Source organism: Porphyromonas sp. C0041D3 (assembly GCF_056590575.1).
In genome coordinates, this window is record NZ_JBWPWJ010000004.1 from 23,575 (window position 1) to 39,305 (window position 15,731).

At 57.8% G+C, this 15,731-nt stretch carries 13 protein-coding genes; 5 read left to right on the forward strand and 8 right to left on the reverse strand.

Going from position 1 to position 15,731, the window contains the following annotated elements; genetic code table 11:
• The first annotated feature begins 8 nt into the window (after window positions 1-8).
• Window positions 9-1,433: a Gfo/Idh/MocA family protein gene (locus AC1EKE_RS03885; protein ID WP_480308291.1), complete on the forward strand. Its 1,425-nt coding sequence runs from the start codon at window positions 9-11 to the stop codon at window positions 1,431-1,433.
• A 254-nt stretch (window positions 1,434-1,687) separates the two neighbouring features.
• Here AC1EKE_RS03885 and AC1EKE_RS03890 read toward each other — a convergent pair whose 3' ends face one another.
• A complete protein-coding gene (locus AC1EKE_RS03890; protein ID WP_480308292.1) occupies window positions 1,688-2,692 on the reverse strand; it encodes a virulence RhuM family protein in 1,005 nt (334 codons plus the stop codon).
• A gap of 146 nt (window positions 2,693-2,838) precedes the next feature.
• Here AC1EKE_RS03890 and AC1EKE_RS03895 point away from each other — a divergent pair, with 146 nt between their 5' ends.
• Complete coding sequence (locus AC1EKE_RS03895; protein ID WP_480308293.1) at window positions 2,839-3,468, forward strand: hypothetical protein; 630 nt, start codon at window positions 2,839-2,841, stop codon at window positions 3,466-3,468.
• 61 nt (window positions 3,469-3,529) lie between these two features.
• Here AC1EKE_RS03895 and guaA read toward each other — a convergent pair whose 3' ends face one another.
• Genes guaA through AC1EKE_RS03910 form a run of 3 tightly spaced genes read right to left on the reverse strand, consistent with a single transcriptional unit; the run spans window position 3,530 to window position 6,644 of the window.
• Complete coding sequence (guaA, locus tag AC1EKE_RS03900) at window positions 3,530-5,059, reverse strand: glutamine-hydrolyzing GMP synthase (RefSeq protein WP_480308294.1); 1,530 nt, start codon at window positions 5,057-5,059, stop codon at window positions 3,530-3,532.
• 30 nt (window positions 5,060-5,089) lie between these two features.
• Window positions 5,090-5,788, reverse strand: coding sequence for a tRNA (guanosine(37)-N1)-methyltransferase TrmD (gene trmD, locus AC1EKE_RS03905; RefSeq protein WP_297127655.1), 699 nt, complete (start codon window positions 5,786-5,788; stop codon window positions 5,090-5,092).
• 49 nt (window positions 5,789-5,837) lie between these two features.
• Entirely contained in the window at window positions 5,838-6,644 is an 807-nt protein-coding gene (locus AC1EKE_RS03910; protein WP_297127653.1) for a hypothetical protein, read from the reverse strand.
• Between the two features lie 543 nt (window positions 6,645-7,187).
• Between AC1EKE_RS03910 and AC1EKE_RS03915 the strand changes: the two genes are divergently transcribed.
• The 3 genes from AC1EKE_RS03915 to AC1EKE_RS03925 all read left to right on the forward strand — a co-directional run bounded on the left by AC1EKE_RS03915 (window position 7,188) and on the right by AC1EKE_RS03925 (window position 10,902).
• Window positions 7,188-7,499, forward strand: a complete 312-nt coding sequence (locus AC1EKE_RS03915) for a hypothetical protein (protein ID WP_480308295.1) — start codon at window positions 7,188-7,190, stop codon at window positions 7,497-7,499.
• A gap of 63 nt (window positions 7,500-7,562) precedes the next feature.
• A complete protein-coding gene (locus AC1EKE_RS03920; RefSeq protein ID WP_480308296.1) occupies window positions 7,563-9,857 on the forward strand; it encodes a TonB-dependent receptor in 2,295 nt (764 codons plus the stop codon).
• 4 nt (window positions 9,858-9,861) lie between these two features.
• Entirely contained in the window at window positions 9,862-10,902 is a 1,041-nt protein-coding gene (locus tag AC1EKE_RS03925; RefSeq protein WP_480308297.1) for a hypothetical protein, read from the forward strand.
• 71 nt (window positions 10,903-10,973) lie between these two features.
• Here the strand turns inward: AC1EKE_RS03925 and AC1EKE_RS03930 are convergent, their stop codons facing one another.
• The 4 genes from AC1EKE_RS03930 to AC1EKE_RS03945 form a co-directional block, all read right to left on the reverse strand.
• Complete coding sequence (locus AC1EKE_RS03930; protein WP_480308298.1) at window positions 10,974-11,363, reverse strand: hypothetical protein; 390 nt, start codon at window positions 11,361-11,363, stop codon at window positions 10,974-10,976.
• 9 nt (window positions 11,364-11,372) lie between these two features.
• The gene (locus AC1EKE_RS03935) at window positions 11,373-12,578 is read right to left on the reverse strand and encodes an HU domain-containing protein (protein WP_480308300.1); all 1,206 of its coding nucleotides are present in this window, start codon (window positions 12,576-12,578) and stop codon (window positions 11,373-11,375) included.
• Window positions 12,579-12,962: 384 nt separating this feature from the next.
• Window positions 12,963-14,219, reverse strand: coding sequence for an ROK family protein (locus tag AC1EKE_RS03940; RefSeq protein ID WP_296164775.1), 1,257 nt, complete (start codon window positions 14,217-14,219; stop codon window positions 12,963-12,965).
• Window positions 14,220-14,425: 206 nt separating this feature from the next.
• The gene (locus AC1EKE_RS03945) at window positions 14,426-15,640 is read right to left on the reverse strand and encodes a C45 family peptidase (RefSeq protein WP_480308301.1); all 1,215 of its coding nucleotides are present in this window, start codon (window positions 15,638-15,640) and stop codon (window positions 14,426-14,428) included.
• Window positions 15,641-15,731 lie beyond the last annotated feature (91 nt).

Below are 15,731 nucleotides of genomic sequence, written 5' to 3' on the forward strand. Positions count from 1 at the left end.
TTATGAAAATGATGAAGTATCTCGCGGCTGCATTCCTGTCCGCACTTATGATCTCTCCCGCAATGGCTCAGGACTGCTGCGCCAAGAAGGGAGGGCAGGAGAAGGCCTGCTCGCGCGTGATCCAGACAAAGGTCCCGGAGCGACCTGCCGGACAGCAGGATATGCTGGCCTTCCGTGCCCCGAAGCTCCAGACGGTCCGGATCGGCATCATCGGTCTCGGTATGCGTGGCGTGAGTGCCGTCGACCGCCTCTCGGTCATCGAGGGCACGGATGTAGTGGCTCTCTGCGACCTTCACCAGGACCGGGCGGAGAAGAGCAACGCAATCCTCGAGAAGAATGGCCGCCACACTGCAAAGCTCTACTACGGATCAGAGGATGCGTGGAAGAAGCTCGTGGAGCGTCCCGACCTCGACTTGATCTACATCGTGACCGACTGGCAGACCCACGTCGAGATGGCAAAGTACGCCATGGAGCAGGGCAAGCACGTCGCTGTCGAGGTGCCCGCCGCTTTCTCGCTGGACGACATTTGGACGCTCATCGACACCTCCGAGCGGACCCGCAAGCACTGCATGATGCTGGAGAATTGCGTTTACGACTTCTTCGAGATGACCACCCTTAATATGAAGAATAAGGGTCTCCTCGGTGACATCGTCTATGCCGAGGGAGGCTATATCCACAATCTGGAGGAGTTCTGGCCCTACTACGAGGGAGACTGGCGCATGGACTACAATATCAAGCACCGTGGCGATGTCTACCCGACCCACGGCATGGGTCCCGCTGCTCAGATCCTCGATCTTCACCGCGGAGATAAGATGAATGTCCTCGTCTCCATGGACACCACTCCCCGCAACCTCCCCGCCTACCTGGAGGAGACACGTGGAGTCAAGGATGCCAAGGTGGCCAATGGTCAGCACACCATGACGATGATCCGCACGGAGAAGGGACGCACGATCTTCATCCACCACGATGTGACCACGCATCGCCCCTACAGCCGCCAGTACAACGTCGCCGGCACCAAGGGCTACGCCTCCAAGTACCCCGCCGAGCACTACGCCTTTGCCGGCACGGACCTGAAGGAGGCAGGGATGCCCGCTGTGGACGACTTGTCCACCCACAGCTGGGTCAGCCCCGAGATGCAGAAGGAGCTCTACGAGAAGTACAAGCACCCCATCACACGTGAGCTGGAGCAACGTGCCAAGGAGGTAGGCGGACACGGTGGTATGGACTTCATCATGGACTACCGCCTCATCTACTGCCTCCGCAACGGCCTGCCGCTCGATATGGACGTCTACGATATGGCTGAGTGGTGCGCACTGATCCCGCTCTCCCAGATCTCCCTCGAGCACGGCTTTGCCCCCGTGGAGGTACCCGACTTCACCCGTGGAGCTTGGCAGCGCCTGCAGGGCTACCACCACTACATGATTGGCGACTGATCTCCGACCTATAGCCATCTGATGAAGCACCACCCCCTGCCCGGGGTGGTGCTTCATCTGCTTTCATAGTTACTGTATCTATCAGACCACTAACTATGTGATCTTAGGTATGTTTGTAGTTGCAAAGATACGCCATATGCGCCTACCCTCTGTCTCCTCCTGTCCTCTCTTATGAAAAAACGGTTACAAGAGTGTGCGGGAAGTCTCTTCGTGAGGTCTTGTCTGTGATCCTTTGATTTTGCCCAAATCGGGGGCTACCTCAGCATTTTCCTTACCTCCTTGTCAAAGTCGGAGTCGATGTGCTGAGTCTTATTGAAAATGTCATACTCCGCTTCCGACTTCACCTTGGCTTCGGTAGCAGAGATGCGCCCTCTGTCGGGTAGGATCTTGTAGTCATTAAAAGAGAGAAACTTGTCTACGCTGATGGTAAATTGCTCCATCGTAAAGGTGTTGTGTCTCTCGATCTGGCCCTCTATGTAGTCAAAGTAGGAAGTGACAGCTCGCTCGAGCCTGCGGATCTCATCCTCTCCGAGATAGTTTTTTGCCACTGAGACATCCGATTTGAGTATTCTCCCGGAGGGGGCATTCTTCCACGTTGTCAGGCCCATGTGTTCCTTAGTGTGATCCGCCTTCGTAAAGATAATTTCCGCGGCGGTCTGCCCAGTTATGGCGTAGTGAAAACGATTTTGGATCATAGAGTAGAAGTCCTTCGTTGTCTGAGACCTTTTGTCGTAGTCAATACTGCACTCAGCGTAGATGTCGGTGATTTGCTGCCAGATGCGACGCTCACTTGCGCGGATGGAACGGACACGCTCCAGCAACTCCCGGAAGTAATCCTTGCCGAAAACCGCCGTTCCCTGCTTTAGCCGCTCGTCATCCATTGCAAAACCCTTCCGGATGTATTCCCTCAGGATTTGTGTTGCCCACTGACGGAACTTCGTTGCTCTCACGGAGCTGACTCGGTAGCCCACTGAGATGATCGCATCGAGGTTGTAGAAGTCCACGCTTCGGATCTGTACCTGGTCGGGAATGGCACCATGAGGAGCGGTTGTTTCCATTTTGGAAATAACCACTTCACGGGTCAGCTCCCCTTCATCGAAGATGTTCTTTAGGTGTTTGCTTATTGCTGGTACACCCACTCCGAAGAGCTGTGCCATCGCCTTCTGGGAGCACCAAATCGTCTCGTCCTTGACCACAACCTGTACGCTCCCCTCCGTGTCGGGCATACTGTACAGGAGGAAGTCTATCTCTTGATTCATAGCTACTATTGTCTTACTTGTGCAGTACAAATATACCCACATCAACGGAGACCCCGTCTGACAGAGGAGAGCGGATGAGAGGGGAAAAGAGGTATATTTGCTTTTGGATGAGATGTAACCACACTTTAGTCTAAGACGCTCAAGCTATGGAGGAAAAGAAGAGTCAGGTCATCACCTCGATCACACTGATGGATGGGACGGTGCTGCCGTGCGAGCCGCTCGGGGAGGGCGAGAAGCCGGTGCCGACACGCTGGGCTCTCAATCACGAGACCGGCGAGTATTACTACAAGCCTCAGCCGAAGTTTCGGTCGGATGAGACCGAGGAGGAGATCGATGAGATCCGGAAGCTAGGGTGGACGCTCTGGCTAGAGCATGCGTTTCTCATCTATAGGCACCGAGAGGAGATCCTGAGGGATAGCCGGATGTTCCTGACCCCGCTGATGACTCAGTGTGGTCTTGCCTACACGGGGAGCTCAGGCTTTGAGCGACCTACCGTGGGGATCTACTTGGAGTGGTGGGCGACCTGCCCCTTGGCGACGCACGTCGATGAGGAGGGCGTCCTGTGGTTAGTGACAGACTTCGGTGGCATCCCGCTCTCGGGGACCAACCGCACCACCTTCGTCAGCGAGGATGGTCGGAGAGACATGAGACCTATCCACGACTTTACGGCACTCTGGTCGTCGTACCAGGAGGTCAATGTCCGCTATAATAAGGCGAAGCGGTACTGCCGCTCCTACAACTTCTTCGAGCTGGTGAAGCTCCTCGGGGAGAGGTGAAAAAGAAAAGGACGCACCGTCATATGGCGGTGCGTCCTTTCTCTTTATGCTCTCGGGGTGATTACTCCCACTCGATCGTGGATGGCGGCTTGGAGGAGATGTCGTAGACGCAGCGATTGACGCCGTCCACCGTATTGATGATCTCACTCGACACACGTGCGAGGAAGTCGTAGGGTAGGTGCGCCCAGTCAGCACTCATCGCATCGACAGAGGTGACGGCACGGAGTGCGATCACCTGGTCGTAGGTCCGCTCATCGCCCATCACGCCGACGGAGTGAACCGGTAGGAGGATCGCTCCCGCCTGCCATACCTCGTCGTAGAGACCGGCCTCGCGGAGCCGGCTGATGAAGATGTGGTCCGCCTCCTGCAGGATCCGAACCTTCTCCGGCGTGATGTCGCCGAGGATGCGGATGGCAAGACCGGGACCGGGGAAGGGCTGACGATAGACCATGTCGTGCGGCATGCCGAGCTCCTCGCCCACCTTGCGCACCTCGTCCTTGAAGAGCTTGCGGAGTGGCTCCACGAGGCTAAACTTCAGATCCTCAGGCAGACCGCCCACATTGTGGTGGCTCTTGATCGTCGTGCCGGTGATGGAGAGCGACTCGATCACGTCGGGGTAGATCGTCCCCTGGGCGAGCCACTTCACATCCCTGAGCTTATGCGCCTCAGCGGCAAAGACGTCGATGAAGCCCTTGCCAATGATTTTCCGCTTCTGCTCCGGGTCGGAGACGCCCTTGAGCTGAGAGTAGAAGTAGTCGACGGCGTCGATCCCCTTTACATTAAGTCCCAGCCCCTTGTAGAGAGACATCACTTCGTCAAACTCGCCCTTGCGGAGGAGTCCGTGGTTGACGAAAATGCAGTAGAGCCGGTCACCGATAGCGCGGTGGAGTAGGGTGGCGCAGACGCTTGAGTCGACGCCGCCACTGAGGGCGAGGATCACCTTGTCCTCTCCCAGCTGCTCCCTCAGCTCAGCCACCGTGGTGTCGATGAAGGAGGCAGGCGTCCAGTCGTGCTCCAGCCCGCATATGTCAATGAAGTTGCCCAGCAGACGGCTCCCCTGCTCGGAGTGGTGCGCCTCGGGGTGAAACTGCACGCCCCAGACCGGAGCTGTCTTGCTTCGAAAGACGGCGATCGGGATATTCTCCGTCGTCGCCAGCACCTCGAAGCCCTCCGGCAGGACGGTGATCGAGTCACTGTGGGACATCCAGACGGTCGTCCCTTCGGAGAGTCCCCGGAGGAGTGGGTCCTTTGCCCCCTCGCCACCTATGGAGAGATGGGTGCGACCATACTCGTGCAGCCCTGTCTGCTCAACGGTACCACCCAGTTCACCGGTGATCAGCTGGGCCCCATAGCAGATCGCCAAGATCGGGAGACCCCGGTCGATCAGCGCCTGCACATCGATCCGGAAGGATCGCGGATCGTGGATGGAGTAGGGGCTACCGCTGAGGATGACGCCCTTGATATCGGAGAAGTCCTCCGGTATCGATCGGTACGGCACCACCTCGCAGTAGACACCGAGGTCTCTCACACGGCGAGCGATGAGCTGGGTCGTCTGGGAGCCAAAGTCTAAGATTAGGATTTTGTCAAGCATTTAGGGATCTGTATAGTGTGTGTGATTGCACTAATTCTTGTGAGAGGACCCTTCCCCTTCGAGGAGCTGTGGGCGAAGCCGCTTCGTCCGCTCTACCGCCCGGTCGTACTCCCACTCGCGTATGAGACGCTCATTGCCGGAGAGAAGTACATCGGGTACCCTCCACCCATGCCAGTCGGCGGGACGGGTATAGATGGGCGGGGCGAGGAGGTTGTCCTGGAAGGAGTCGGAGAGTGCGCTCTCCTCGTCGCCCAGCACCCCCGGGATCAGGCGGATGATCGAGTCAGCGATCACGGCAGCGGGGAGCTCTCCTCCGGTGAGGACGTAGTCACCGATGCTGATCTCGCGGGTGATCAGGTGGTCGCGGATGCGCTGGTCGATGCCCTTGTAGTGCCCGCAGAGGATGATGATATTCTCCTTGAGGGAGAGGCTATTGGCAGTCGGCTGGTCGAGCAGATCCCCATCTGGTGAGGTGAAGATCACCTCATCGTAGGTCCGCTCAGCCCGAAGCGTCTCAATGGCGCGCTCCACCGGCTCTATCTGCATCACCATACCGGCGGCACCGCCGAAGGGATAGTCATCCACGCGGCGCCACTTATTGGAGGTATAGTCACGGAGGTTATGGACAAAGATCTCAGCGAGACCCTTTTCCTGAGCCCTCTTAAGCATCGACATGCCGATGAAGGGCTCGATCATCTCCGGCAGTACGGTCAGTATATCGACTCTCATAGCGCAAAGATACCAAGTCCCCGGCACATAGCTCCGCTGCTACCGGTCCTCACATCCACGGGCCACGGCCGTACTGATTGAGCTTCAATTCCGAGGTGGCGGTCTGTCCGTCGCGGAAGGTCATCTTCACGGTCAGCGTCTGGGGCTTGCGGTACTCGGCATTGTCCGTCCCCAGGATCATAAAGACCGTAGAGATGCCGACGTAGTCCAGACCTGTCAGGTTAAGGTCGCTCAGCTTGCCGTAGAGCATCTCGGTGACGCTACTCTGATTGGCAAAGTTTCGCTGGAGGATCTCGTTGTAAGCGGCGTTCTGGATCGGAAAGTCTGAGGGTGGCTCCTTGGGGGAGTACTTCTTGTGCTCCTTCGCAAAGAGGTCGGAGCAGCCGGTGAAGTAGGCAAATTCGCTCGCCAAGTCGCTCCCTGCCGGCAGGCTCTTGCTCCAGGCGATGTCGCTGGTGATGACGATCGAGGAGACCGGCGTGGCATAGTAGAAGTGAAGCGGTACGGGTGCTCCTCCGTTACGGACCAGTCCCTTGTAGGTAAAGGGCTTGTCCAGCTTGTCTCCGAAAGACTCAGCATACTTAGCAACGCGAGGACGCTGCGACTCGTCAAGGATCGTGACACAGTCCTTGAAGGTCCTCACTTTTTGTCCCGTCACCTCCTTGGCGCTTAGGATATAGAGGAGTCCCGTGCCGTAGTCCTGCCCCGCTGTAAAGGTCGGTTTCTCGATGAAGCCGGTCGCAAAGTGATCCCACGTGATGACCTCCTCCGTCTCGTCGAGCTTGGGGAGACACCCGGAAAGCCCGACAAGCAGCGGAAGCATAAGGAGTAGGAGTGATGATGTTACTTTTTTCATGATAATCTTTTGTAAACCCTTCTGTGATTGCGACCTAAAGTTACTCATTTCCTCGGAAATTGAGAGCAAAGCGACTTTTGGGCTCAGGACTGACGCATTTGATTTTTACCGCTATGCAGAAGAGATCTGCAGTTGAAGATTCCTCTCCTAATGCACACGCCTGCCGATCCCGCAGGGGCGAAGCCCCGGAGGGATCACCGGTCTTTAGCCCGAATGTCGAGGGGCGCAGCCCCGAAGACTTCGGGAAAGAAGAGCTCGGGAAAGATATACGACCCCGCCAGGGTGTCGCACTTACCAGGGAGTCAGGCAACCGGTGCGACACCCTGGCGGGGTCGCGATCACTTGCGATGCCCGGTCCACGGGTCTTCGGGGCCACGCCCCTCGACCTCGTGGCTAGGAAACGGGCACCCGCAAGGGGTGCTTCGTTCCCCACCCTTCATAATGAGTTGGTGGACTTCTGTGCTACTCAAATGCGTCTCTGCCTGTCAACCCATGTGATATTGTCGCACTCTACTTGCCTTTTTTCGTACCTTTGCCAAAGATATGAAGAGGGAACAGCTTATAAGGGTGCTGGCCAGCGTGATGCTGGCTGTCTTTGGCTCGGTAGCGGTGACGCTTCCGGTCCACCTCTCGTCGGTTGATCACGTCAGTGGTCTCTGCGACACCTCGGCGACGAGTGCCACCGGCTGTCTCTTCCTCCACTTCCTCTCCGAGACTTTTGACGAGGGCGAGGGGACTCCTGAGGTCACTGGACCTCGGATGCCCGGTGTAGAGCTCTCCGTGGCTCCGACTCCGGTGCTACACTCTGTCTCGCTTGACCTTCCGTCCCTTCGTGCCCCTCCCTTCTCTCTATAGTAACGCCTGTCGTCGGTCGCTCTCCTGAGCGGTCGGCTCTGTTGTACTATAGAGAGAAATCAAATGACACACATACCATATGACGGCGTGAGGTGTACCCTCTTGGGGACACTGCTCACGCTACTGACCCTGTCGGCGGCGGCTCAGTCGTGGCGGGTCACGGTCCTCGATGCTGAGGACAAACAGCCCCTGCCGGGCGTGATCCTCCGGCTGGGTCGTCACACCTGTCTCACTGATGGCGCCGGTCTTGCGCTTGTCCCAACGGTTGCCGGGCAAGGAGGGGATCGGCTCGTCGGCAGCTTCGTCGGCTATGAGCCCTTCTCAATCCCGGTGGAGAGTCTGAGGGATACCACTATTTATATGCGTCCCGCTCGCGAAGTGCTGGACGCTGTTGAGGTGGTGGCACAGCGGACACCCAAGGCGCGGACGATGGTGGGGGATGTGATCACCTCCGACGACCTCCACCGGACGATCCGACAAGACCTGACCGATGCGCTGACGATGGTCAAGGGGGTGAGCAGCATCAGTACCGGCAGTGGCGAGGGGGTGCCGGTGATCCACGGTCTCTCGGGGAATAGGATCCTGATCATCCGAAACGGCGTGCGTCAGGAGGCGCAGCAGTGGAATGTCGACTTCGGCACCCGGCTCCACGCAGGGCATGCTGGCATGATCACCGTCCTCAAGGGGGCGGAGTCGGTTCGCTACGGCAGCGATGCCCTCGGTGGGGTGATCATCATCGACAGCCCGCTGCTGCCCTATGGTGAGCAGACTTCCGGGCGCATAGGCACAGAGTATGGATCCAATGGTCGTAGCCTCGGTGCCGACTTCGCCCTTGCCGGCAGCCCCTTGTCCTCTGTCGCCTACCGCATCCAGGCCGCCTATGCCACCGCCGGGGACCGCTCAACCGCCAAGTACCTCCTTAATAATACCGGCGCTCGGTCGGGAGACCTCGACCTCAGTCTCGGGTGGAGAGGGGAGAGGGGGCTCGTGGAGCTCTTCTACAACCTGAGCGACCACGATGAGGGGATCTGCTTCGGTGCGCAGCTTGGCAGCGAGGATCTCCTGCGGGAGCGGATCAAGCTTGGGCGACCGGTGGAGACGTCCCCTTTCTCACGCTCCATAGCCTTTCCCCGCCACCGATCTATCCATCACAACCTCCGCCTCCGGGGCGAGTATCGCAGTGACCGCTTGGGGACCCTTGCCCTATGTCTCGCCTACCAGCGTGACCGTCAGCGGGAGTACCACTTCCGCCGTATGGACCGCTCCTCCATCCCGAGCGTCAGCCTGACGCTTGACAATGCCCAGGGCGACCTCACCTGGTCAAAAAGCTATGGTCCTTGGTCGAGCGAGGTGGGGAGCGGGGTCACCTACAGCAATAACTATAGTCAGCCCGGTACGGGAGTGGTCCCCCTGATACCCAATTACGTCCACCTCTCCGGCGGGCTCTACGGGGTGCAGAAGTACCAGACCGAGCGGCTGGCTCTCGAGGCGGGCGGACGGATCGACGCCCTGTACCTCAATGCCCAGGGCATCGACCTCTACTCGCGACCCTATGGGGGCGAGCGGCGGTATCTCAATCTCACTGCCATGGCGGCGGCACACTATCACCTCCTCCCCTCCCTCGCTCTGACGACGCAGCTCGGTAGCGCCTGGCGGGCGCCCCACGTGGCGGAGCTCTGGAGCGAGGGACTGGATGCCGCCGGAGGACTGTATCTCAAGGGGGACGATACCATGGGCAGCGAGAGGGCACTAAAGTGGATTGCCGCCATCGACTACTCCTCAAGCGCCCTTAGAGCATCGGTTGAGGGGTACCTGCAGTGGATTGGTGGGTATATCTACAAGGCTCCGACGGGAGACTTTTTCTCGGTCCTCAGTGGCTCCTATCCCCTCTTCCGCTACCGCAGTACCTCCGCCTTTCTCCGCGGGGTGGATGCGGAGGTCCGCTGGTCGGTCACCGACAGGATCTCGTACCGTGTACTGGGGGGCGTCGTACTCGGCAACGAGCGCTCCACCGGTCGGTATCTCCCCTTCATACCCCCATTTCGCCTCACTCAGACGCTTGATGTGAAGCTCCCCCTCTGGAGGGAGACCACGATCGGGCTGTCGCATAAGTATGTGGCTAAGCAACGGCGCTTCGATCCCGAGCAGGATCTGATCCCGTACGCTCCGCCGGCCTACCATCTCCTCGGACTCGAGGCGGGTACGATGATCCCACTCACCGGAGAGCAGTCGCTCAGCATCGCGCTCTCCGTCTCCAATCTGCTGAATACGGAATATAAAGAATACACCAATCTCTCACGGTACTATGCGCACGATCTCGGTAGGGACGTGCGACTGGCCGTGACCTATCACTTTTAATATCATGAAGAAAACTATCTACACTACGCTCATAGCCCTGCTACTCCTGACCCTTGGTCTCGCAGCCTGCAAGCCCAGTACTCCGGTCGACGAGGTACAGAATAAGAACCACGATGACCCGAAGAAGATCGAGCTGATCCTCTTTGACTGCCACTTCCACGGCAATAAGGTGCACGCCACAGCTCAGGAGAAGGGCGTGAAGTACCTGACACGGGAGCAAGTGATGATCCTCGAGGAGGTCCCCGGCAATGGATGGCAAGTCTCGCCCAAGGGCGTCGACCGCTTCATCGTTTATGGTGGCAAGGAAGGGGCGAAGAGTCCCGACCTCTCCTCCATCATCGATCCCGCCAAGAGAGACTGGACGGACGGGACCTTCATCGCCGGGAGAGATGCCGGTCTCTCCGATCGCCAGTATGGCCTCCTTATCAAGATGTACAACAAGGAGGGGAAGGAGATCACGGGGCAATTTGCCACCAACGGCGAGGACAAGCGACACCAGTTCTTCTTCACCGCCCGCAATATTCGCCCCACAAAGTTTGGCGACCCGGCTATGAAGTTTGCCGATGGTGACTATCGCTATATGTACTACTACTACTTCGACACCGACCCATGGGACAAGACACTATACGACGGGGCAAAGTATACCGGGATCTCCAATCCGATTGGGCTGAAGGGCTTTATGGAGTTCTCCGTGACAGAGAGCCACTTTGAGCTACAACTGACACTCCTCCATGCGAGGTCCAGCAAGTTTAGCGGTGTCGGTGGTCGCCCGTCGCCCTTCTACGGGATGACGTCCAAGCAGCGAGCTACAGATGTGGTGGATATTAATCTGAAGGGGATCCCCTTCATCGTCTTTGCCAATACCGGCGAGTATATCGAGACGAATACCCACGACCTCTCCAAGCTGAAACCTGATGAGAAGCTCCTCGTCGAGAAGCTGAGCGACGCCGCCGGCATCTCGGAGCAGGAGGCACTGGATGACCTCTGGTGTGCGCCCTTTGGCGAAACACCGGATCACGATCCGAGTAAGGGACGCTACCTCTGACCTTAGGGGATAAAAAGAGAGCCCCCCACAAGCACGAAACTTGCGGGGGGCTCTCTTTTTTTTTTAACAACCTACCGGAGGCGCTTGTGCTGCTTGCGGTAGCGGTAGTAGGTGCTGCCGGCAAAGGCGGCGAGGACGATGAGCGAGCCCAGCTCTTCCCGGAGGTAGTCGAGTGACTGGGTGCAGTGGAGGATGAGACTCACCACTAATAGCACCCCGATGACGATGTAGCCGGCTGCTGCTTCGCGCCACGCCCGGTCAAGCAGGTAGATGGAGTGAACCTCGTTGAAGGAACCATAGCAGGCGTTGGGATAGCTGAATACGGAGATCAGTGCAAAGAGTGCCACCATATACACGTGGTCGTGCCATGGTGCAGGCCCCGTCACCATCTCGTAGATGTAATAGAGCGCTCCGAGGAGACCCAGTATCACGGCGATCGTCGCTAATACTTGCCTATTCATACGCAGTAGTTATTTATCAAGATAGATCCAGGACTGGCTATACTCCCTCTCCTTCCGTACCTCCCTCATCTGCTCCAGTGCACGGTCAGAGTCCTTGAGTACGTGGGAGAAGATCCTCCGTTGCCCGTTGCGCATCATCAGGATGCCTGCATCGGGGAAGGTCTCGAGGATCTTGTGTGACTTGAGGTAAGTCTCCATCTCCTTGTCAGTCATCAGGCTGGCGATGATGATGTAGTGCCGAGGGGTGATCACCCCCTGCCGATAGATCGGGAGTCCCTTATAGGTCTCTTGCTGCGGCGTAACGGTCTTGGCAACAGGCTCTTGTGGCTTGACTACAGGGGCTTCCTGTGTCGTGGGTGCAGGCGTAGGCAGAGGCTGTTGGGCGGGCTTGCCTCCTCGGGTGATGAGGAAAATGATCCCGCCAAGGACCACCAGCCCTATGAGGCAACCTATGATGATCTGCAGCGCCTTGCTCTTGCTCTCTCTCGGTCGCTCGTGCTGCGGGGTAGTCTCGCTGGTCGGATGGGATGGGGTGGGTATCAAAGGGGGCTCAGCGACCGGCTCCGGAGTAGGCTCAGCCGGTGGCATCGGAGTCTGTGCCTCCGGTATGGAGGTCTCCTTGACTGGCTCAGCCGAATAGCTTGCCTCTGTGTCAGGATCGGGCGAAGTGACCGTGAATGGAGCCGCTGCGATAGAGGCTCCCTCGGCAGGCTCAGCCGGATAGCTCTCCTGGGTCCCCGGCTCTCGCGAGGTGGATCGGATCTCCTGCTCCATCCCCTCAGTGCCTGCTCCATCTCTCAGCATAAGCGTGACGGCCGGCAAGTCAAATCCTCGGGCGCCCCCATCGCTGCGGAAGGTGATCTTACCACTCTGCCACGGATCGCGGATCAGCATCCCCAGATGACCGATGGTCACCGGAGCACCTGTCTCGAGCACCTTGGCTACCTCCTCGATGTCGGCGCGCAGACGTTCGCCGGCGACCTGTGCCTGCTCCTCAGGGGTGCCTTCCCCGGACAGATAACGACGGCGGAGGATGCCGTCATCGGTTGCGTTGCCGGGATTGAAGCGAACCTGCTTCGTCGGTGGATAAATCAGTCCCTTGGCCCTATCGAGGCGCGCCGGCAGACGATCGATCCGGAACGTCCCCAGCCCCGGGAGGGCAAACTTGCTCTGCTCTCCCAGTGTCAGCTCGATGTATTGCGTCAGCTTGCTCATAGTCTTATTCTTGGAGGGTAAAATTACCCCTTTTCTAAGAATATCTAAAAGTCTACCCCCGCACCCTCTTGATCCTCTCGCACCATAAGTTTTGTGCCATACCTTGTAAGGCGATGGTTGTCAGATACTATAGCCGTAAACAAACAGTGTGAAAAACCGGCTTCATCGGCTGAGGAGTATAGCTTGCACTAATACCGATAAAAGAAAACACTAATACCGATATTAGATCACACTAATATCGGTAAAGGATTTCTCCCACACCCGGTGGAGGTGTGAATCGGATAAAAAGAGAGGAGGAAGAGCCCGCTTGGGTGGCTCTCCCTCCTTCTCGCAGAGACTATTCGTCTCGCTGTATGTGCCACCCTGAGCGGGTGGCGTGGTGACTTAAGCCTCCTCTTCCTCCTCCGTGTCCGTGAGGTGCTCGACCGACTTCTTGCGCGCCAGCATACAGGCACCCACGACACCGGCGTAGCGCATCAGTAGTGAGCGTCGCAGCTTGGTGTCCTGGCTCACCATATTGAGCGAGTACTTGCGGATCGCTGTCTTGAGCGGCTGCATGAAGTAGTCTCCCGTATTGGCGAGCTGTCCACCGATGATGACGAAGTCGGGATTGTAGAGGTTGATCAGCCCGGCGATGTGCATACCGAGGTTATTACCGATCTCCTCGAGGATGTCGATGCAGAGGATGTCCTCCCTCTGGGTCGCATCGATCAGCTGGTCGAGCGTGACGTCCTCGGGATTGGTGATGCCGAAGGGGCCATCTGGTGCGGTGAGCGTGGAGGTGTCTCCCTGAGCGATACGCTCCTGAAACTTGCGGTACATTGCGCTACCACTCGCCTCGGTCTCGAGACAGCCCTTCTTCCCGCAGTGGCACAGCACTTCGTTCTCAAAAGCGTGGATGTGCCCCAACTCACCACTGAAGCCGGACTTGCCGGCGTAGGGCTTGCCGTCGATGATGATACCGAGACCGAGACCCCAGGTGACATTGATGAAGAGTATGTTTCGTCCCTCCTCGCGGATATGGGTCATATACTCTCCGTAAGCGCAGGCACGTGAGTCGTTGTCGACCCAGACGGGGATGCAGAAGTGCTCCGTCAGGAGTTCACCGAGAGGTCTCTCGCTGAAATTGAAGTAGGTATAGCTGCATCCGGTCTCAGGATTGATGCGCCCAAAGAGATTGAGCCCGATGGAGACGACATTCTGTCGCTTTACCGTACACTCGTGATCGATGTAGTGATCGATCCTGTGGCAGATCTCATCGAGACACTCGGGCGTGTTTTCAAACTTAAAGGGAATGTCCATCACCTCCTGCACCTGATCGCCGCAGAAGTCCATCATCATCATATGCATCTTCCCCTGGGTGAAGTCCACCCCGAGGAAGTAGACATTGGAGGGGTCAAGCCCAAAGAGGTAAGGATGCCGCCCGCCGGAGGTCTCCAGCTTGCCGTAGCTACGCATGAGACCTCCATCGATCATCTCATTGACATACTTGCTCGTCGTCGGTACGCTCAGCTCCAGCTTCTTGGAGAGTGAGGGGAGGGTGTCCGGTCCTTCGTCGATGATGTGCTCTATGATCCTCCGCTTGTAGCGAAGGCTCTTCGTTGAGGAGTTAAACCTATTCTTGAATTCTTCTGCCGTCATGATAATTTTAAGATTTCCCTTGACGGGTCAAAGATAGTAATAAAAAACTTTCTGACCATAGGCATTCGGCGCTGGATTTCTTTATCTTGGGGTAAACAGCCCCACTTGCTTATTGTTTTGCCTATCTTTGAGCCCCCAAAAAGAGCTATTGAAGGTCTCTTGCCAGCCCCTTGACAAAAGCACTTGCTCCACTTGTGAGCGAATCGTTACCTACTCGTCTTAGGCGCGGGATTTGCCTCGAGTGTCGAGCGGAGTAGGGCGGTGCAGCGCTCCAAGTAGGCTCCGGTGAGCCTCTCGCGCTCCTCCGGGCTCTCGGTGGTGCGGATGGCGGGGAGTGCCTCTTGCTCGAGAGACTGTATGCGCTGCATCAGCCCGGTGCCCTGCTTATTGATGATCACCGGGAGGTAGAGATAGCGGGTCTGCTCCACGGTATGGAGTGGGAAGAGCTCCTTCTTGATCTCTAGCACCAGCTCAGCTACCGTGCCCATTGGGTCCTCCTCCTGAGGGAGGGCAAGCTCAGCGGGCACTTCCGCCCAAGCCCATACCGGCACCAGCGGGCAGATGTAGGGCTGCCCCACCTGTATCCAGGAGGTGGCATCGGTCGGGTCCTCACCCGGAGAGACACCCTCAGTGATCGTGACGGAGGCGGAGTCGTAGCGTGCCATCAGGTCATCGGTGAGGATGAAGCCCTTGGCGAAGCCATCGTGCCTCAGATACTCGGTCCCATAATCGATCCCCAGCTGAGAGTTGTAGAGGGAGCGGGAGAGAGTATTGGTGATGTAGTCGATCGTCACCGGACCATCCAGCTCGGAGAGCAGCTCTCTCGCTGAGCAGGCACGCACGTAGCCAAGGCCGCGGTCCTGCTCACCGGTCTCAGAGTAATTGGAGCGGACGATGTATCCCCCGGGTGCAGTATTGGCATCCTCCTTCGTCCATGTATAGTTATTGACCTCGTAGATCGCAGCCCCGCCGTGGGCATCGATGACGCCAAAGTGTGCGGCCAGGCCCATCGGCTTGACCATAGCATCGAGGAGCTGCTCAAAGTCCTTGAGTGTCTCGCACTCCTCCAGCGCTCGGCGCATCACATAGCCCTCTCGGTCGGCAATGTAGGCGGGGTCGTCCTTATTGACATTGAAGGAGGCGCTATTCATGATCCCGAAGCCCCGCTCGTTGTGTCCGCTCCAGATCTGCTCGCCCTTCTTGTCCTCGACGTTGGAGATGCCGATGTACCACCAGCCCTTAGGGGACTGATGGCGAGAGACATAATTGTGGTAAAAGTCGGTGTCCCGCACCTTCCAAAGCATCGGGCGACCGGTCAGGGTCGACTTGCCGGAGAAGACGGCTGTGGTACAGGCGTAAGAGAGGGCTGACAGGGAGGTGAGGAGCGCCACTGTGAGCGCAATGATAAGCGATTTCTTCATGGTCTTAAGTGAGTGGTAAGTGGTGCTTCTGCGAGTATACAAAAGCTTTCTGCCTGCTAATGTACCACTTTTCTCCCATTGTCGTCTCAGC